This is a genomic window from Methanosarcina sp. DH1, from assembly GCF_020804205.1.
Lineage (GTDB): Archaea > Halobacteriota > Methanosarcinia > Methanosarcinales > Methanosarcinaceae > Methanosarcina > Methanosarcina vacuolata.
In genome coordinates, this window is sequence record NZ_WJBJ01000022.1 from 49,693 (window position 1) to 69,883 (window position 20,191).

Annotated in this window: 14 protein-coding genes, 1 tRNA gene and 2 pseudogenes; 4 read left to right on the plus strand and 13 right to left on the minus strand. The window is 37.7% G+C overall.

The features are described 5' to 3' along the window. Nucleotides 1-371: 371 nt before the first annotated feature. The 3 genes from FXW07_RS12345 to cutA form a co-directional block, all read right to left on the minus strand. Complete coding sequence (locus FXW07_RS12345) at nt 372-548, minus strand: hypothetical protein (RefSeq protein WP_229395696.1); 177 nt, start codon at nt 546-548, stop codon at nt 372-374. Nucleotides 549-827: 279 nt separating this feature from the next. Beyond that, nucleotides 828-910: transfer RNA gene (locus FXW07_RS12350), tRNA-Leu, on the minus strand. 215 nt (nt 911-1,125) lie between these two features. Next, the gene (gene cutA / locus FXW07_RS12355; RefSeq protein ID WP_229395697.1) at nt 1,126-1,449 is read right to left on the minus strand and encodes a divalent-cation tolerance protein CutA; all 324 of its coding nucleotides are present in this window, start codon (nt 1,447-1,449) and stop codon (nt 1,126-1,128) included. Nucleotides 1,450-2,453: 1,004 nt separating this feature from the next. Between cutA and FXW07_RS12360 the strand changes: the two genes are divergently transcribed. The 3 genes from FXW07_RS12360 (at nt 2,454) to FXW07_RS12370 (ending at nt 6,614) form a co-directional block, all read left to right on the plus strand. Continuing rightward, on the plus strand, nt 2,454-4,247 hold the full coding sequence (locus FXW07_RS12360; RefSeq protein ID WP_229395698.1) for a site-2 protease family protein: 1,794 nt from the start codon (nt 2,454-2,456) through the stop codon (nt 4,245-4,247). Nucleotides 4,248-4,629: 382 nt separating this feature from the next. Next, a complete protein-coding gene (locus FXW07_RS12365) occupies nt 4,630-5,697 on the plus strand; it encodes a potassium channel protein (RefSeq protein WP_229395699.1) in 1,068 nt (355 codons plus the stop codon). Between the two features lie 239 nt (nt 5,698-5,936). Continuing rightward, nucleotides 5,937-6,614, plus strand: coding sequence for an NAD-binding protein (locus FXW07_RS12370; RefSeq protein WP_229395700.1), 678 nt, complete (start codon nt 5,937-5,939; stop codon nt 6,612-6,614). 678 nt (nt 6,615-7,292) lie between these two features. Here the strand turns inward: FXW07_RS12370 and FXW07_RS12375 are convergent. The 3 genes and pseudogenes from FXW07_RS12375 to thiC all read right to left on the minus strand — a co-directional run bounded on the left by FXW07_RS12375 (nt 7,293) and on the right by thiC (nt 12,669). Then, a pseudogene (locus tag FXW07_RS12375) lies at nt 7,293-8,597 on the minus strand (ISNCY family transposase). A gap of 300 nt (nt 8,598-8,897) precedes the next feature. Further along, nucleotides 8,898-10,973 (minus strand): M3 family oligoendopeptidase, encoded by a 2,076-nt coding sequence (locus FXW07_RS12380; protein WP_229395701.1) that lies wholly within the window; start codon nt 10,971-10,973, stop codon nt 8,898-8,900. Nucleotides 10,974-11,382: 409 nt separating this feature from the next. Next, nucleotides 11,383-12,669 (minus strand): phosphomethylpyrimidine synthase ThiC, encoded by a 1,287-nt coding sequence (gene thiC, locus FXW07_RS12385; protein ID WP_048122842.1) that lies wholly within the window; start codon nt 12,667-12,669, stop codon nt 11,383-11,385. 228 nt (nt 12,670-12,897) lie between these two features. Here thiC and FXW07_RS12390 point away from each other — a divergent pair, with 228 nt between their 5' ends. After that, nucleotides 12,898-13,161: a hypothetical protein gene (locus FXW07_RS12390; protein ID WP_229395702.1), complete on the plus strand. Its 264-nt coding sequence runs from the start codon at nt 12,898-12,900 to the stop codon at nt 13,159-13,161. On the opposite strand, the gene aglJ is transcribed toward FXW07_RS12390, so the two are convergent. From aglJ to FXW07_RS12425, 7 genes and pseudogenes are all read right to left on the minus strand, one after another. Then, nucleotides 13,133-14,050 carry an S-layer glycoprotein N-glycosyltransferase AglJ gene (gene aglJ, locus FXW07_RS12395; protein ID WP_229395703.1) on the minus strand — a complete coding sequence of 306 codons (918 nt, stop codon included), beginning with the start codon at nt 14,048-14,050 and terminating at the stop codon, nt 13,133-13,135. The genes FXW07_RS12390 and aglJ overlap by 29 nt on opposite strands. A gap of 116 nt (nt 14,051-14,166) precedes the next feature. Continuing rightward, nucleotides 14,167-14,718, minus strand: a complete 552-nt coding sequence (locus tag FXW07_RS12400) for a TATA-box-binding protein (RefSeq protein ID WP_048122839.1) — start codon at nt 14,716-14,718, stop codon at nt 14,167-14,169. Nucleotides 14,719-14,911: 193 nt separating this feature from the next. Next, on the minus strand, nt 14,912-16,027 hold the full coding sequence (scpB, locus tag FXW07_RS12405) for an SMC-Scp complex subunit ScpB (RefSeq protein WP_229395704.1): 1,116 nt from the start codon (nt 16,025-16,027) through the stop codon (nt 14,912-14,914). 124 nt (nt 16,028-16,151) lie between these two features. Continuing rightward, nucleotides 16,152-16,306, minus strand: a pseudogene (locus FXW07_RS12410) (ATP-binding protein); the annotation flags it as partial. Nucleotides 16,307-16,654: 348 nt separating this feature from the next. Continuing rightward, the gene (locus FXW07_RS12415; protein ID WP_229395705.1) at nt 16,655-17,836 is read right to left on the minus strand and encodes an MFS transporter; all 1,182 of its coding nucleotides are present in this window, start codon (nt 17,834-17,836) and stop codon (nt 16,655-16,657) included. 49 nt (nt 17,837-17,885) lie between these two features. Further along, nucleotides 17,886-18,353: a MarR family transcriptional regulator gene (locus FXW07_RS12420; RefSeq protein WP_229395706.1), complete on the minus strand. Its 468-nt coding sequence runs from the start codon at nt 18,351-18,353 to the stop codon at nt 17,886-17,888. Between the two features lie 794 nt (nt 18,354-19,147). Next, on the minus strand, nt 19,148-19,660 hold the full coding sequence (locus FXW07_RS12425) for a DUF4405 domain-containing protein (RefSeq protein WP_229395707.1): 513 nt from the start codon (nt 19,658-19,660) through the stop codon (nt 19,148-19,150). Nucleotides 19,661-20,191: the final 531 nt, after the last annotated feature.

Here is a 20,191-nt window from a genome sequence, read left to right on the forward strand (position 1 = left end):
TGCTTTCTCAGTTAGTGGTTTTGTGATTTTTTGTTGTGTACTCAGTTATTCCCGTTTATTTTTAACTTTTACTCTTTTTTACGAATTTTCACATTAAGGGGGATAAGTTCCACTATCTTAAATCACGATTTTTCTTTTGAACTATATTATACAGTTGATATTATAACAGTTAGTAAAAATAAATGTTTTGAATTAACTTTTAACCTTGGTAAAAAAATTTCCTGCTTGCGTGCTGATTTTTTCAGTAGGATATTCTAAAAAGAGGAGTGATGACTGATGAAGTCATATGATATTTGTTTCACTAAGGAATGATTCAAATATAATATCAAAGGTCTTTGTTGCAAAAATGATTATTTGGTAATGGAACTAGTTCATCGATTCCAAAGTATGTCCAAAATGAATTTTTTGAAAACCACGGAAAGCACGGAAGACACGGAAATCAGTAGTAAAGGCGTGTTTCTTCCGTGCTTTCCGTGTTTTCCGTGGTTATAATATCCAGATCGAATCACTATGCGACAGGCTGCGTTTTCCGTGTTACAAAATTCCATGTGACTTGAGAATAATATTTGCGTTATAAACTGTAGTCATTTTCTTATTATTTATATATTTGAGAATCGATATACTAGAGATCAATCCCCAAACTGAAAATTTGAAGTTATATTTTAATCATTCCCAAACCAAATGGATAGAGGAAAAAGGCTCTTAGTCATTCCCTATGGATATTAGTCATTCCCTATGGATAAGATGATTTTCAACTCAAAACCGCATTGGTTTTTATGAATACATTATGAAGATATCCACACAAAATAACGAAAAGTTAAAAATAGTGCGGGAGAAGGGATTCGAACCCCTGAACGTCTGCACGAACAGATCTTGAGTCTGCCACCGTTGACCGCTTGGTTACTCCCGCATTTACGGAATCCAATAAGGTAACGATAGAACTAACATATAAACCTAATCCTGTAAACAAACTATTCTGCAAAATCCTGTAAGTAGAATCTCTTGGAAATTAAACTAATTCTATAAGTAAGCCAGTTCTGCAAAAATTTAAATTCGGGAGCTATTGCCGTTATTAACTCGTTTTTTCGATTTCAGACCTTCAGCCTTCAAACTTTAAGCCTTGCCTTATTTTTTGGTTTCATCGCCTGAACTGTTAACATGAACCCAGTCAAGATACTCCTTTTCTCCTTCAATTCCCCAGAATTCTATTGCAGGCATCTCGTACGTATGTAGCGACTTTACAAGCTTTGTGATTTCTTCAAAACGTGAAGAATCAGTTTTTACAAACATGGCAATCTCATTGTCTTCTTCAATCTCTTCCTTCCATCGGTAAACCGAAGATACCGGAAACATATTCACACAGGCTGCAAGCCTCTTTGAAACCAGTTCTCTTGCAATCTGTGACGCATTCTCCATGTTTCCTGCGGTAATATACACAATTCCAAGCATAAGCAGACACCTCACTGAAACCTGATTTCCACAGAAACCTGATATCCACAGAAACCTGATATCCACAGAAACCTGATCTCTACAGAAACCTGATCTCTACAGAAACCTGATCTCCACAGAAACCTGATTTATTGAACAAGATATTTAATTTAAAGCACATTATTCCATCTGTAAATAGTGTCTATCGACTTGGCCTTAGAACTCCTGGGCATTGGCTATTATAAAAAGTCTCGGCATTAGCTATTATATAAACTTTCATATATATTTTTATATAATTAGTATGTATTACTATCTATCCTTTTCCAGATAAGAGTATTTTTGAAAAGGAACGGAATATATATTGATTCAAAATAGTAAGAGGCATAATATAATATTTTTATATCATATTGAGCAGTAGAACTTAACACAATGAATTAATTGGCGCAGAACATTATGCGCAGAGTTATATAATAACGATGTTAACGTTTATATATACATAGCAACAATAAAAAAATTTATAGATATATTTTTCTCAACAGTTTTGTATATACAGTTTAATTCTAAATTTATACCAAAATGTATATTAAAAATCATATTAGATTTATATTAAAGTCCATATTAAAATTTAATATAAATTTGATATTAAAAAACATATCAAAATATATATTAAAATTTACATTAGCTTTATAATAAAGTTTATATTAAAATTACTATAAATCTTATATTAAAAAGCATATCAAAATATATATTATGATTTATATTAGTTTTATATTAAATTTCATACCAAATTTTAATATAAATTTCATATTAAAATATGTACTAAAATTTATACTAAAATATATACTAAACCATATACTAAAATAAATATTAAAATTTATACTAGATTACATACCAATTTAACTTACTTCATAGCTGATTAAATTTAATTAACAACTGATTTGGCTTAATTCGCGAACTTTACGTTTAATTCATGAACGGTTAAGCTTAATTATAATTTGTTCAGTTCAATAACTCGGAGAATTCCCTTGAATGGCACAAGCATTGCACTGAGTATTTTTTTACTGTACTGGTTCGCAGTTTCCGTTCTTGACAGGAAAGGTATTCTGGAGAAGTATAACATAAGCACCTTTGGGCCACTTCCCATCCTTATGATCAGGACAACTAAGGGCCTCAAGCTGCTCGATGTACTCGCCCGTCCGAAATCTTACTGGAGAAACTTTGCAAACCTTGGAATCTTGCTGATGTTTGCAGGCATGATTGCAATGTTTATGGTCATAGCTATCTCGGATCTTGGGATGTATACTTCTTTCCTTAACGGAAACATGCCTGAACCGGGAAAATATAACTCTCCGAGAAATATCTTTCTCATTCCGGGATTAAATGAGTTCATTCCTCTTACCTGGGGAGCTATTGCCCTTATAGTCACGCTTGTCGTGCACGAGTTTTCACATGCGATTCTTTGCAGAGTTGAAGGCATCCGGGTTAAATCGATGGGAATTCTGTATGCTCTGGTTCCTATAGGAGGCTTTGCGGAGCCTGACGATGAACAGCTTTTCGGGACTAAAGAGAAAACAACAAGAGAACTCCCGCTGACAGCCACAATCGAAGAAATCGAGAAATGGGAAAAAGAAGAAAAAACAAGGCAAGAAACTGAGATCACAAAGCCTGAGGAGCCGAAGCCAGAACCTGTAATAGGCGCAACTAGAACTCAGAGGTCCCGGATTCTTGCAGCAGGTGTTATGGCCAATTTTACCGTGGCTTTTATCGCTTTCCTGCTCTTCTTCGGGCCCGTACTCGGGGCAATCGCGCCTTTAAGTGATGCAATGATCATGAGTGTAAACGAAAGTTCTCCGGCTGCCCATGCAGGGCTTGAGAACGGCATGATAATAACGCAAATTGATGATACCAATATCACTACAGCCGAAGAGCTACAAACATACCTCGAAAAAATCAGTCCCGGAGAGACGGTTCATATTTATGCCACAAAAAACGGTACATTATCCACGCATGATTTACAGGTTGCCTCAGTCCCCGAAGACTATATTGGTGGAGTGTCCGTGGGAGGAATTGTTTCAGGAAGTCCCGCCGAATCTGCAGGGATCAAAACCGGAATGACAATGATCAGGATCAACAACACAGAAATGCAAAATGTTTCAAGTTTCGTAAATTTTATGAAAACCACAAAGGTAAACCAGACTGTAAAAGTAGAACTTCTTCCCTCTGAAAACTACACAGGCAACCTCACTGAAAAAGGCACTGTCGTTTTCGATGTGCAACTATCATCTAATTCGGAAAATGATTACGGTTTCCTAGGAGTTATTTACGGGAATAATGCAGTTATGGACCTCCCTATGCTCGGAATTTCCGTGTTGATACCCCAATCAAAGGTGTATCTTGAAGCCCTGAATCAAATACCGTCCTTACTAACCATACCTGCAGGCTGGATCATTCTCTTTGGACTTCCCATCTATGGATTTGCAGGTGAAGGATTCCGAGGCTTTTCAGGTACTTTCATGCAGTTTTTCCATCCTGTGGGCTGGGCAGAACCTCTGGGAATAGGGATTTTCTGGATTGCAAATACCCTGCTCTGGGTTGGCTGGCTGAACTTTTATGTAGGACTGTTCAACTGTCTGCCTGCCGTACCCCTGGACGGAGGGCACGTGTTTAAGGATTCCATCTATTCCTTTGTATACCGGTTCACAAGGAACGATTCAATCTCAGAAAAGATCTCAAACTCTATCACAGCAAGCTTTTCGATGTTGATCCTGTTCTCGTTTATATTTATGATATTTGGGCCCTATATAGGACAGTGGATGTGATTGACATCGAAATCTCAGATGAACCCTGGCCTTCAAGAAAGTTATAAGGCTTGGGTTTTACTTTCTTTCCCTATTTCTTATTCATGCAATATTATTCAATTACTCTTTTCTTTTTGCTCTCAAAACCCTTTTCCGGTTTTAATCCCAATATTATTTGCATAAAATTTTTGTTAAACTGGAGATATATAGAACTATCAGTAATATCTACAAGCATCACAAGCCATTTATCAGCAATGGTTATAAGGTGCTTACCAGTCGCTATAAGATGTTTTTCAGTAGATAGTTACGGCATTTACCAGTGAAAACCACGAGACGTTTACCAGCAAAAGCCACAAGACGTTTACCAGTAAAACAGCTACAGGACGCTTCAGCTTAACCTTATATGAAAAATTCAGGCGGGGATTCAAAGATGGTTATTTCCGGGCGCAAGAATTTCAGTTTATCAGGGTTTCGGAAGATACTGCATAGGCATCCCTATATCGCGTACAAAATAGCGGCTGTGTTCCTGTTTGTTATCTATGTTTTTACTTTTGAGTATCTCATGATTTTTGAGAACCAACCCGAAAATGCAAACCTTATTACCGCTATCTACTGGGCCACAACAACTATTGCAACAGTTGGGTATGGCGACGTAGTCTTCACTTCCCTGCCAGGAAGACTTTTTGCTATAATCGTACAGATTCTGGGCATAATCTTGATTTCGGGTTTTCTTATAACCTATGTTGTTGCTCCATGGATGGACAGGGTTATCAAGTTCAGGATGCCGAGAATGGTCTCTTCAGGCATGAAAGATCACATAATTATCTGCGGATACAATCAACTGGTTGAAACCCTGATAGATGAATTGACCGAGGAGGATATGCTCTTTGTAATAGTCGAAGAAGAAGAAGACCTCATCAGGGAACTTGTTTATAAAAATATTCCCTGCATTTTTGGGTCTCCGACTGATAAGCAAACCCTTATGAATGCTGGCATAGAGAAAGCCAAACTCCTTATTGCAAATAAGTCGGACGAAAAAAATGCGAATATCGTTTTGACTGCCAGGGAATTTCAGTATATCAACATTATTGCTATTGTAGAGGACCAATCTAACTCAAGATATCTCAAATATGCAGGGGCCGATACAGTCGTTTCTCCCAAATCGATGTTCGGGCAGTTTATCGGCAGGAAGGCAATGGACAGGCTCGTAAGCCGGGTTACGGGGGCGACTGAGGTTTTTGAGGGAGTCCATATTGTTGAGTTTCCCGTTTACCTGAAAAGTCCTCTTATAGGTAAGTCACTTAAGGAAATCTCCAACCAGCAGCTCACAGGTGCAAAGATTGTAGGAATCTGGAATAGTGGGACTCTATCTTTTGATCCCAAGGAAGAAGATATTGTCCGGGAGAATACCGTTTTACTGGCGGTAGGGACTCGTGGAGAACTTTCAAAACTGAAGAAACTTACACACTGATATAATATTCAAAACTGAAGAAACTTACACATTAATATGAGGTTCAAAACTGAGAGAGGTTGACACATTAATATGAGGTTTAAAACTGAAATAAATACGAAGCAGTTGCAATAAAATAATATGCCCGCCAAATTTATTTGCATTAGCGGGTAAAAAGGCGAGCTTTAAGGATAAAAACTCTAAGCTAACAACTCGAAACTGAATTTAACGAATGAAATTTACAGGACATGGGAGCAGAAATGGAGCCAAAAGGGCACCTTATCGTACTGGGATATGGGGATGTCGGAAAGAGCATAGTAGATATACTTTATGGAAGTCCGTTCCGCTTTGTAGTTGTGGACTCTAATGATAAGGTTTTTGAAAACGTAGACTTCGAACATCTTGTTGGGAACGGGGCAGATGAAGACATACTGCTGGCAGCTGGAGTAAAGACAGCTTCCTTTGAGTTTGTGGCTCTTAATGACGATACCAATGTTATTTTCGCAACTCTCATTTCCAGGAACCTGAATCCGGAAATTACCATTGTAGCAAGGGCAAATTCCGTAAAATCGATTGAAAAGATCTACAAAGCAGGAGCCGACTATGTAGGTTCTCTTTCTATAGTAGCCGGGCAGATGCTTGCCAAAATGACTGCAAACTGCATGGGAAAAAGCTGTAGAATCGATGAAGACATAATGCTTTACGAAGGCATAGAAATCGAGAAATACCGCATTGATAAAGGTTCCATTCTTGACAGCAAGTCAATAGAGGAACTTGACCTGGAAGGACAGATCGGTTGTACTATAATAGGCATCGAACGAGGAAAACTCGTCATAACGGCTATCAAAAAACAGACAACAATAAGGGCAGGAGACATCATTGCAGTTGTGGGAAGCAGCAAGCAGATTTTAGAGTTTAAGGAAAGGTATGTTAATTGAGGCTTTTTAAAACTTATTTGACTGATGTTTTGTTAAAGTTGACAAAAATTATTATTTTACACATATTTTTAGTATTCATGGACTTACTATTACTATCAACGTTTGTTTGCTTAAATAGTCTAGTTTTTTAATATATTAAATGACGTGATCAATTTATTTCTATATATATCTATAAATGACTTCATATCGTCATATGTTAGACTAAAAATACACAATTTGCATTTAATTTTTCATAATTTTGCTATAAGACAAAATCATTATTAACAATAAACAAACGTTAAATCTTAAAAAACGTATCATCTAAAATTTATATTTAGTTAAAATTTTTTTTGCCAGGGTTTAATATTAAAATCAATTAAAAATAACTTAAAAATATTTTGTGTTTTTGTTAATATATGTAAATCTTAAAAAGAGGTGTTTCTTGTGAAAATTAATATTTATATAAGCAACATAAGACTCAGTTTCATAATTTAGTGATTTCTCATTTTTTCCGTCCTTAAAACTTCACTTTTCTCTGCTAACTGCTCAAATAAACTGTAATAATCCTTGAGAAACTATTTCTTTGGCAGGAATGCCAAAGAATTATTTTACTCCTTTAATTTTTTCACTGAATTCTTTGACTAAAATCGATACGCTCCGCTATTTAATCCTTAACTCAGTTCTCAAAAATATCTTTTACTAAAGCTTAAATGGAGTAAATAATCTGAACAATTCCAGAAATGACTTTTGTGGTTTCTTGAGCAAATTTAATCTTCTCATTTGAGTAAGTTTAATCTGATTCTCAATTCCTTTATCAGTYCTGAACTGCTTCTTGTTATCCGTTTTTARACTTTTTGAATARTAGCTTTCAATAGGATTATTTGTCGCTGGCGCTCCTGGAAGATAATGGAACAAAGTAAGATTTAGCCAGTGTTTATTGATCATCCACAATCGTTTTTGAACCRATTCATCATATGTTCTTATATTTTCCATTAATTTATTGAAGTTATATTTTGCTTTTTCAAGACTATTAAGTGGAAGATTTTCCTTTTTYCGTCTTCTTTCAAGCTTTAATTYAKTTCTATACTTRTAAAATTTCTTTTTTGCTTTTTTACTCCATTCCTGATGTTTTTCTTCTTTATTAACTAGATTAGGTTCTTCAGATAGAAGTTCTTCCAGAAATTTAATCTCATTCTCTCKATTGTAAAATATATTCAATAACCTGTACTTCAATARTTCCTGTTCAATTGTTGTATTTTTTKGGAAATCRCTAACAATAAGCTTGTTTAAGTGCATYAAACAATATTGATGGACTAACTTATCMCCAAAAATTTCCTTTAATATATCAKGGTATCTCTTATCAAARTCCGTAACGATAAACACAGGCTCTGATGCATCCAGATTTTTCTGTAAAAATCCCTTGATGGTTTCTGARCTCTTATCTTCAAAWAGTTCATCTGCTATCGTTCTTTGAGTTTTTGCATCCAGTAARGTTAAACGGTATTTCTGACATCTTCCTTCTTTTGGATGTTGTTCGTCATAGTGYACCATATGTATATTTTCTGAAAATGGAACAGTTTTCTGTTCCATTTCTTCGTAGAATGCTCTTAAAATAGTGCTTTTTGATCTTGGATAGATGAAGTCCATTATATCAGAAATTCCACCATATGAAACGTTATGGTATCTGAGTAACTGGAAGAAATCATTGAATTAATTAAAAAGTAAAGTCTTCAGATCTTCCCAAAAACTATGATCTTCTTCGTGTGTACTACCACAATTTGAGCATTTATATCGACCAATGTTGATTTYTCCAAGACCTTCTTTAGTATGGGGATTATAGCCATTATGAACCATTGGAGTAYTACAAATTGARCAGACTGGAGGAATTTTTCTACGAAAAATTCCTCGTGTASTATATTCATAATCGTTTCCAAAACAACCAAAAACATCTAAGAGAGCAGGGAGCTCCGAAAAGTTATTAAGAGTAAGGTTTATAGTTACCATTGTTTTTGCCGTAACATCATTACATAATTATAGAATTATAATTTTGTGTAGTGATGTTACACTTACTTTTATCACTAGATTTTGAGACTGAGTCGAATCGGGTAGATTTTTATAAATAGAAAATAACTGGAAAAAGTGCCTTCCACAAAAAAGAAATTAAAGGTTAAGGGCACTTAAGTGCCCGCGAACACCCTCAAGCGTTTTATCTAAAACACTACAGTTTCACCTTAAGTGTCCGCGAATACCCTCAAGCGTTTTATCTAAAGCACTACAGTTTTACCTTAAGTGTTTAAACGCGTTTTACCTGGGGTGTTCCAGTTCATTTGTTTTTATATTATTTGTCCAGAAAAATTCAGATGTATTCAGGTCTTTTGCGCCAGAATCAGACTTATTTTCACTCTTTTCTTTCTCCAGTTCATTGAGCTCCTGAATCCTCAATTCAACAACATCCATTGCATCTTCAAAAAGTTGCCTATTTATTTCGATCCCGAAATACTTTTTAAGTTTTTCTTCAGGAGGCATTGTCGAGCCTGCCGAAAGGTACGCAATGTAGTTTTTGTTGAAAGTTTCCGGGTCTTCCTTATACTGTTTGAAAAGGGAGAGAGTTATTGCCTTTGAAACTGCGTAGTTGAAAGTATAGTAATTGGTTGTTAAGTAAATATGGTTAATATAGGCCCATTCTGCAGAATCCTCATCATAATATTCCACCGAGTCGCTCCCATACTCTTTAGAGAGATTTGTCCAGATAGCATTGAGGTCGTCTCCGCTGGCTGTCCCGTTTTCAGCATATAGCTGGTGTGCTTTATATTCAAATTCCGTAATCATAGGCTGGCGAGTAAAGTAGTTCTGGTATTCCCCTATATGCTGGGAGAGAACATTAACTGCAGTTTCTTTATCGGAATTTTGAACCACGTAATCAACAAAAAGTTCTTCGTTGAAAGTGGAAGGAACCTCCATTTCATAAATCGGACCTGAGCAGTAGAGATAATCGACGGAGTTGCCAATAAGGTAGAAATTAATCCCATGTCCAAGTTCATGAGTAATGGCCTTCTGGTCGCTGATAAGGCCATTGTAGTTGAGAAATACAAGGGCTGGAGACTTTAAAGAACATAAACTGTAAGTGTAACCTCCTGGCTGTTTCCCGTGTTCAGGATCAGGATATACATCTACGAAATTCCCAGTTACCATTTTTAGAAAGATTTCATTGAAACGGGGGTCTATTCTGGAATACGAATTCTGGATTTCCTGCAAGGCTTCTACATACGTATAATTTTTGCCTGGCTGGTCCGTCAACTGCAGCATAAGGTCGTATGGCCTGAGCGTTTCAACTCCAAGTTTCTTTTTCCTGAATTCATTATAGTCTTCAAACACGCCTTTTCTTTCTTTGAAAACCGTATTCATCTCATCAATTTGAGTATGGTTAAGATAGGCACTATAGAGAGTGTAGTCGTAGTAATCTGTATAGTTCAGTTCCCTTGCTTCAATATCGTCAATCCGGGCTTTTTCTGAATAGAGGGATGCCATGGAATCTGATTCGTTTTTCAGGTGGTAAAACCTCTTCTCATAACATTTCTTTCTGTTTTCCCGGTTTTGATCGGTTGAAAGTAAAGTATTGTAAGACTGAGAATTGACTGAATATTCCTCTCCATTCTCAAGCGTTATATTTCCTGCCATTGTGACGTTATTCGTAATTTCCGAAAACGCCTCAGTTTCCAGTTTCATGCGCTGGTTTTCGAGTTCTGTAATGTATATAGCCTGAGATTCATTCATTGCCTTGTGGTCTGAAAACCTCATATACTTAGTTTCAAGATAAAGCCTGTACTCCTCAAGTTTTGGCTCTTCGGAAAAGAGTCTGTCCCACTCTTCCTTATTGAGCGAGGTCAACTTAACGGTTGTAAATGAGGTTGCTTTCCCATATTCGGTAAGCAAGTTCTGAGAGTCCGTAAGAAGAGAAGCAAAGAACGGGTCACTCACATTTTTACTGAGCTGAGTATACGCATAAACGTACAAAACTTCAGTAGATTTTGAGAATTCCTTTTCAGCGTTCAGGTAATCGAGTAAAACAGGTCCAGATAAGTTTTCGAATTCAGGACGGAAAGTTGCGTTTATTTCTTCTGGCTTCTTTTTTAAGGTTTCAAGTTCTTTTAATGCATCTTCCCTGCTGCTGAAAAGATATGTATCGTTCCATTGAGTCGTAACATCATTTGGATTCAGTTTTTCAAACGGTTGTTCCTGGTTTAGTGTTTCAGAATAATTCGTAACCTCTGCAGAAGCACCACATTCAGAAAACGTTGAAAAAAACAGTAATAACCCTAGAGTGATGAGTCCTTTAACTATTCCGAGAACAACAAGCCCTTTAACCGATTTATATCTCATAAAAGCACCGTCCTTAATAAAATAAAAAATTTCAACTCAGGTTTAGAAGAAATCTTTCCAGTATCTCAATAAAATAATAAGAATAACTATTGATATTTCTATAATAATTATGTAAAAAGTTGTCGATTTTGAACGCCAGAATGGCAAAAACATGGGTTTCAAAACAATATAAAAGTGTACAAATTGAGTGAAGCATGTAAGTTTACTGAAAAAGAAGTTTACTGAAAAAGAAGTTTGCTGAAAAAGAATTTTACTGAAAAAGAAGTTTGCTGAACAAAAAGTTTGCTGAAAAAGAAGTTTACTGAAAAAGAACTTTCATGCCAAATGAGTGAAAAAAACATGAAAAACCGTTTAAAAAGATGAGTAAGTAAAGCCCGAAGGCTTCACTTTAAGAATTTACTGTACCTGCTTATTTTGCGAGGTTGTAGTTCTGGTTGACGATCTTGAGGGCGCAGAAGTTACCGCACATTGTGCAGGCGTCAGAATCTTCGGGGGCCCTGCTGTTCCTTACTTCTTTTGCGTGTTCTGGGTCGATTGCAAGAGAGTACATCTTTTGCCAATCGAGTTCTCTTCTGGCCCTGCCCATCGCAAGGTCCTGTTCTCTTGCCCTGTCTGGATATTTTACCATATCGCCTACGTGAGCTGCAATCCTGGAGGTTTTGACTCCTGTGATGACATCTTCGAGGTTTGGAAGGGCTAGGTGTTCTGCAGGAGTAACGTAGCAGAGGAAATCACAGCCATATGAGGCAGAAACAGATGCTCCAATTGCAGTTACGATATGGTCATAACCGGGTGCGATGTCAGTTACAAGCGGGCCAAGCATGTAGAAGGGCTTGTGGCCGCTCATTTCCTTCATGAGTTTTACGTTGGTTCCAATCTGGTCGAGAGGGACGTGACCTGGACCTTCAACAATGACCTGCAGACCCTGTTTGTGGGCTTTATCGGCCAGTTCGGCATTGATGATGAGTTCCTGGATCTGGGCACGGTCGGTTGCATCGTGGACTGCACCTGCACGCATTCCATTTCCGGTAGAAAGGACTACTTCGTGCTCCTTGAGGATTTCAATGAGATAATCAAAGTTTGCGTAAAGAGGATTTTCTTTTTCGTTGTGGAGCATCCAGGAAGTCATGAAGGCACCACCACGGGAACAGAGACCACCGTACCTGCCGTGGGCTTTAAGCCGGTCCATTGTGATATTGTTGATTCCTGTGTGGATTGCCATGAAGTTGGTTCCGAGCTTTGCCTGATCTTCGGTTGCCTTGAAAAGTTCGTCTTCGGTCATATCCACGATTGAGCCGTATTTCCTTGCAGCTTCAATGAAAGCCTGGTAAAGAGGCACTGAACCGACTGAAAGGGAAATACTGTCAATGACTTTTTTCCTGATTGCAAGGAAGTCTCCGCCAGTTCCGAGCTCCATAAGGGTGTCTGCACCTGCAGCTTCGGCAGCCTGTGCTTTTTTAACTTCCATATCTGCATCAACAATATCCGAGGACACACCGATAGATGCATTGACTTTGGTTCTGAGCCCTTCTCCTATACCGCAAATCTTTACCTTCCTGTATGGAGATGTTGGAATAACAATTCTGCCGGCTGCAACTCCACGGCGGATGAATTCAGGTTCAAGACCTTCGTCTTTTGCAACAATCTTCATTTCTTCAGTAATAATCCCTTTTTGTGCATCTTCCACGATCGTCATATTATTAACCTCAAGATTTTGATCATCTGTAAAATTTGTCTGTAAGATAAATCTGTAATTAAAGCAAGGGTGAATTAGATCATAAAATGCGCGTAATTATATATAACACTATTTAAAAAATTAACTTTAACCGTAATCAAGTTTACTTTACTTATGTGTCTATAGTTATTGAAAAATATGAAGTGTGGAATTAAAATAAATATTTTATAAATTTATATTAAACTTTCGTTGAATAAAAAACAAGTAAACTTGTTTTCAGAGGGGGTTGAAAAATCTGAAGAAAATATCAAAATAATAAAAGATTCGAGAGGCACGATTCGAGAAACAATATACGAAAAACCAGATCCGAGAAACCAGATCCGAGATGCCGTATGCCTAAGTTACTGTAACAGGATGAAAACCAAACAATCAGGCACTGTAAAAATGAGTAATAAAAATAAAAAATCGCCATTAAGAGAGTTCTTTACTTTCTCTGTTTGTTCTGCTCCATGATTAACTGGACGGTTTGCCTATGGAGGGTTAATATGAAATCACTCAAGGTTCCGAAGATAAACATCTGAAGGCCGAATATGATCAGTAGGGTTGTAAGAATAGTAAGCGGGATATGATCGACTCCCCGGAACCATTCGATTACAATAAAGGTTCCTGTGAACAGGCCTGCCATGATTAAGACGAAACCTATAATTCCAAAGTAAAACATGGGATTGTGCACTTTTGCAAGCCTGTAGATTGTAGATCCAATCCTGAATCCGTCTTTTACCGGATTTAGCTTGGTTGCACCTTTTTCACTTCTTGGCAAGTAAGTGATAGAGACTTCTTCAACCCTCTGTTTTTTAAGAATACATTCCACCGAAATTTCGGTCTCTATTTCGAAACCTGTCTTATTAAGTTCAAGTTCTTTTACACTTTCAAGCGTAAACGCACGGTAGCCTGAGAGGATATCTTTTAATTTCACGCTATATGCAACGTCAAAAAACATATTTATCAAGTGGTTGCCCACAAGATTGAGCCTCGTAAAAGCTCCCTGGGCGTAATTCTCCAGCCGGTTACCTATAACGTGGTCGGCACGGCCTTCCAGCACAGGCTTGAGAAGGGAATGAGCCTCTCGGGCAAGATATGTTCCGTCACCATCAACCATTATCACGTAAGGGCTCCCTATAAGCCCGAAGGCCTGAATCATTGCCTGCCCTTTACCTTTTCCGGTCTGCATGACTACTTTTGCGCCTTCAGCTTCTGCAATTTGCCCTGTGCCGTCCTTGCTGTTCCCATCAATTACCAGGATATTGGAAAAGCCTTCCTGCTTGAAGTCCTTAATAAGCTGCCCTATTGTTGCAGCTTCGTTCAGAGTGGGAATAAGAATGCAAACATCTGCGCTGTTCACGTCTCACACATATCCTTTACCGGAACCTCTACGTGCATCGCAGAATCCGTTTTATTGTATAATTTATCAGTTACTTTTACTTCCAGAATAGTGGTATATTAATATATTGAGGGTTCTTATAAAAGCCCCATGTTGTCGAGCTGCTGGCGGACGACTTCAACACCCCTCTCGCAATCCTCAGGGGTCTTGCCACCTGTAACTACCAGTTTTCCGGAGCTGAAGATAAGCACAACTACTTTGGGGTCATCGATCCTGTACACAAGGCCAGGGAACTGCTCAGGCTCGTATTCAATATTTTCAAGTCCAAGCCCTATTGCAATTGCATTCAGGTTCAAAATAGTATGCAGGTCTGCAGAAGCAACAATGTTCTGGACAGTAATCTGAGGGTTCTCTATAGTCGGAATCCCTATACTGTTCAGCTTTTTCGCCATATTGCCTATAACTGTATGTACATCAGCAACGTTTTTTGCCCCTGTACAGACAACCTTACCGGAAGTAAAGACCAGGAATGCAGCTTTAGGATCTGAAACTCTGTAAACGAGTCCGGGAAACTTCTGCTTGTTGTATTCGGCTCCTTCGAACCTTGATTCGATAACGGTTAAGTCGAATTCTTCAGCGAGTTTAGTGGATGCAACCACATTTTCGATCTTGATGCTAGATTCACTCATTAGTCAACCCTCAGTATATAAAGCAAAGGTAATATCCTCTACCCAGTATATAAAGCTATAGCTAAATAGCCAGGTTACTATATAAATACTTTATATATAGAATATAAATGCCACAGAAAAACTTAAATTAAGGGCGCCCGTAATTTAAAAAAAATAATCAGAGATGAGGAAGGTTGTGCACCAATAAGGTACATCAGTCTTTTAACTTCTCAAGGCCTTCAAGAATAGAATCATACTTTGCACAGACCCTCTGGAGAAGGTCGCCTTTAACACTGCGGTGTGTGGGTATGAGGATCTGAGCCCCTTTTTCAATTTTAACTCCGCTTTTCGAAGTTCCATAGTCAGGTGCGATAAGAACTCCATCTGCAGAAATTCCAAGGGAAAGGTCGTTTACGATTCTTGAAACCATTTCAGTTGCCGGCTTGACCTTCTTCTCTATAAGAACGGCAGCAGAAACATATCTTTCTCTGGTTTCTCGAATTTTCTTAATGCTTTTTTCCGCGGTTTTGGAGTCTACATCATCGGGGAGTTCTTCAGTAAGTAAGGCAATTGATTCTATAAGGTCTTCAAAAGTTGTTGAATGCATTTCAAGGACCTCTCCGTCGCAGTACTGCCGTACAGTGTCAGCGTAACCGGCCGAGACCACGACAACATCGGCTTCAAGCAGGCGAGAAATTTCCTCCTTCGAAGGCGAGTAGGCATTGGCTATGAAGTATTCCCTGATCCCGCACATGCTCATAAGAGATTCATACATGGGGGTCACGGCAATGGTCTTCTTGCCTATCCAGAGGTTGATCTCACTCTGCCCTGCCTGAGACCTCAAAAGGTCAAGGATTTTTTCTTTTATGGCTTTAGGGTCATTTCTTTTGAGCCCGAAGTAATCTGCAAAAAGAGGGGTTGTTGAAAGCTGCCTGCTTCTCCCGCAGGGCACGGACTCTACAAAACCTCGCTCTATAAGGTCCTTTATATGATCATAGGCTCCGCTTCCTCTCATATCAATGAGGTCTGACTGGAGCAGGGGCTGATGATAGGCAATCATGGAAAGGGTACGAAGTTTTGGGGCTGATAGCTCTTTTGGGGCGACTTCCCGCATAAGCTCGGAGTATTCGGGCTTGACCTGCATAACATACCGCTCCCCAAGATCAAGAATCTCAATTCCGGACCCTCGGGAAGAATAAATCTCTGTCAATTTCTGTACTGCCGAAAGGACGGCTTTTTTGGGTTTTCCTGTAATTTTCGTAAGCTTTTCGAGGCTTACTGCCCTGCCAGCAGCAAAAAGCGCAGCTTCGATTATCTCAAGCTCACTCATAATTCTCACTTCCAGAAAAGGAATAAAATTTTCTTTAATCAGGTTAATAGGTGATCGAACGGAGTTAATCAATCATTTTTGTAGGTTTTTACTATAAGTAAAGTTTCAGCGCACCAGGGATCCGCACTTTATGCTTCACCAAATCCCTGAGTTTCTTTTCAAGCATTCCTTCTCGATTTGCTGTTTTCAATCTTTAAATAAGGTTTCCTGTATTGTTAAAATAAACTGAAATACCTGCTTTACTGCTTCAATCCCAAGAGCAATTGCAAGGTGAGATTTGAATAACAGGGTGGAATTGTTCCCTACCCCTTCTTCTAAGAACCGGACTAGAATTTTTCAATTCATCCGGCTCGAGCCACTACTACCTTTCCGGGTGCCAGTTTGGAAAGGAATTGGATTTAATGATGCATTTCTTCCGGTAGTATTCCATTATTTTCCATTGTTCGAAATAGTCTTGTCGATAAATGGATTCTTTGTATCCTCTTCAAATTGCATGGGTAAAAGGAAATTTCATGTAATAAGATCAAAGAAAGGTCATACTCTGGAGCTTTAATGTTAGCATCGATAATGAGTTAGATGAAGTTTTGAGACAAACTCTTACACTATATCATCTAAAAGTTCAACAAATTATTGATTTGACAAAGATACTTTCGCCTCTTTTATATGTTTGTGACCTGAATTTTCAAACAAATTCTTCATTAAATACGTTATCAGAGCAATAAGCAACCCAAAGGAACCGGATACTATAAAGACCATGTTAATATTAAAATGTAACAGGACTATACCAAGTACTATGGGAGCAAGACTCTGACCTACATTTCTCATAGCATTGTGAATAGATAACACACCACCTGTTGATTCTGAAGGAGCTACATGAATTATTTGTGTGTCTATTAACGGTTGAGCAAGCCCGTAACCAGCTCCGAACAGCAATATTAAGAGGACAATCGTGTAAATTGAATACGCAAACGAGATTGATATTATTGCCAGTCCGACAATTGCAATACCAGTGGCAATAATTAGCATGCTTGAGTGCTTACTAACCAGATCCTTCACGCAATATATAGTAAGGATGACAGCTACTCCCTCCAGAGCCAGTATAAGTCCTGCTTCTTTTGCAGTATAACCAAATACACCCTCAAGCATAAAGGGCAAGTAAACTACTACTGAAAATAATAGGAAGTAAATAGTAAAACTCAGGAATACAGTGTACATTACTCGCAAGTCTTTGAGTGCTGTAAAAGCACTAAGTATTCCGTTGTGTTCGTCATTATCTTTCTTAACAATCTTTGTCTCTGGAAAGAAAAACATCACAACAAAAGCAAATGGTAGAGATAGTGCATAGAAAAGAAATGGATAGTTCCAGTCTATACTTGCCAGTCCTCCACCTATAAGAGGACCAGATATCGAGCCAATGGCAAGAGCCGTACTAACCTTGCTCGTGGCATATAACCTTTCATGACCTTTGTACACATCTCTTATGACCAGCATAGTCAAAGACAACATCCCTGCTGCTCCGATGCCCTGTATTAACCTCAAGATAATAAGGAACTGCAGACTGGAAGTAAAATAACTCACAAGTCCCATTAAACCGTAAATTACAAGGCAGGGGATGAGTAGCTTCTTGCGGTCCATACGGTCTATGAAATTCCCAATAACCAGCGTAAAAATAGCCGTTGAGATCGTGTACCCTGATATCAACAATCCTACTTCATGGGACGTTGTCTGAAGAGGTTCCACCATATCTGGTAATGCTGGAGCTAGGATGGCACCTCCAGCCATTGCAAAAAATGCAGTGATACAGAGCATTAGAAGATGAATATTTTTAAATTGCATGATCTTTTCTCGTTATTTCACATTATCTGTGTACATTTTCAAACATAATTCCAAGTGCATTCGTAATCTCTCTTCTCTGATTGTCATCAAAACCGAAGAAGAGAATTTCCTCCCATTCAGAAGCTATTTTTTTCATATCAGGTTCCAGCTTTTTCCCTTTCTCGCTGAGAAAAATCCTGTATGACCGCCTGTCCTTCTCATCCCTCTTTCTGAAAACATAACCCTCATCTACAAGTTTAACTATAGCCCTTGCAGTAGTGCCCTTATCAATTTTTAGATAGTCAGAAAGACTCTCCTGATTGATCCCATCCTCATTATACAGTCTCATGAGAAAAGGAAACTGCCCGCTTCCAATACCATAAGGCTCAAGTTTTTTCCCCATAAAGATTTGTTCATATCTGTAGAGAAATGAGATGGCCTTTCCAATGAATTCCATATTACCCACTCCTTTAGCATGTGAACTTCCATTCAATTCAATATTCATTTTCATTATCCCACCATATTGTCTAAGATCATGTCTCAAAATTCAAACTGTTTCTACATTTGGATAACTGGTACTGTTAGCCTTAAACCTGGACCGTAAACTTTTCTGCAATTCAAGTACACTTTGAAATGAAATTTTGTGACTATTCAGGATTTCCAAAATCAGTCTAATAATTTTGATTTTTGGTCGTCACAAAAATGAAATTGCCAACCCTTGCAAGATTGAAAAACGTAAAGCAATAGCCAATAATTTAAGAAAATGGACTCTCCAAAAAACGCCCATTAAAGTTTTAATAAGATGGCTGATTGTTGTTTTGTCCAAGCTAACTGGTTACGAAAATTTTACCATATGAGTTATGAACAGAAAAACAAACATGATATTCTTTGAATTACATACACAACCAATGAAAGCGCTTGCAGATGGCAGTATTTTCATCCTAAACAAACATGACATTCTTTGAATAACATGTACAATCAATTAAAATGCTTGCAGATGGCAGCATTTTCATGCTAAAATCAAACATATCAAACATATCAAACATATCAAACATATGGTTTGAATTTACACTTTCGAGATATGGCGCTTTAATGCTTCCGTTTTCCAATTTAGGTATGTGAGTCTTATCCGGATTCTATAAACAAATTTAATTTGAAGACACGTTCCAACTAAAATTGTTTCAATCATGATTGTTTTAACTGCGGGAATAAGCACTGATATTGGTATATTTGTTAACGCAATTAATTGTTCGAAGGCAAGGAAAAGTTGTTTGCTGGATATTTTGCGGTTTGCCCCCTATAATCTTACTTGCTTGTCCTGGTTACCTTACTTTCTTTTCCTTCTATTTCTGCCAGAAAGAATTTCTTTGTGGTGAATAGTATCCATCTCCGGTGAAGTGCAATGTGGACAGCAAAGAAAACCAGCATAAGGATCCCAACTTTATCATGGATCAACCTCAAGATCGGGCCTGCTGCATGATGGTTAAAAGACATTATAAGACCCGAGTAGCCGACCAGGACAAACTGAATGAAGAACGCCAGGTCCACAAGATAATTAAGTTTTATTTTACTGCTCTTTTTGATTTTCCTTTTTCTTACGAAAAAATTCTTTGTTGTGGTTACTATCCATTTCCAGTGGAGCGCAATGTGGACAACAAAGAAGATCAGCATCAGGATTCCAACTTTATCATGGATCAACCTCAAGAAGTAACCTGCTCCATGTTCATTGAAATACATTACTAAACCTGAATAGCCTACTAAGACAAATTGAATAAAAAGCCCAACGTCTATAAGATAATTGAGCCTAATTTTTTTCATATTTTCACTTCATTATAACTCTTTGATTGATATGTCTTAAATTAGTAATTTATTTGCCATTTTTCGGGGTAAATTCTCAAATACAATTCCAAGTAAACTCATGATCTCTCTGATCTCTCTTTTTTAACCATCACCAAAACTGGAGACGAGAGTTTCCTTTCATTCTTAAGTTATTTTTTTCATATCTGGTTCGAGCCTGATTTGTTCATATCTGTAGAGATATGAGACGCTTTTCCCAACAAATTCCAGATTACATATTTCTTTAGTTTATGGGCTTCCATTCAATTTTATTCGTTTTAATTACCCATCCAACAATTTAATCATAATAGTTGTTATTGCAACTATTTGGTTAAATACCCTAACATTGTATATATAGTTGTTGATGCAACTAATTGCTCACAAGACTTTGATATATTTAGATTTAGAACTTCCACTGGTGCACCCTGTAACTATTATATCGTGTTATCATCTCGTTTTATCATATCGTGTATTAAACTTTTAATGAATTTTTAATATGAAAAACGATTTCAG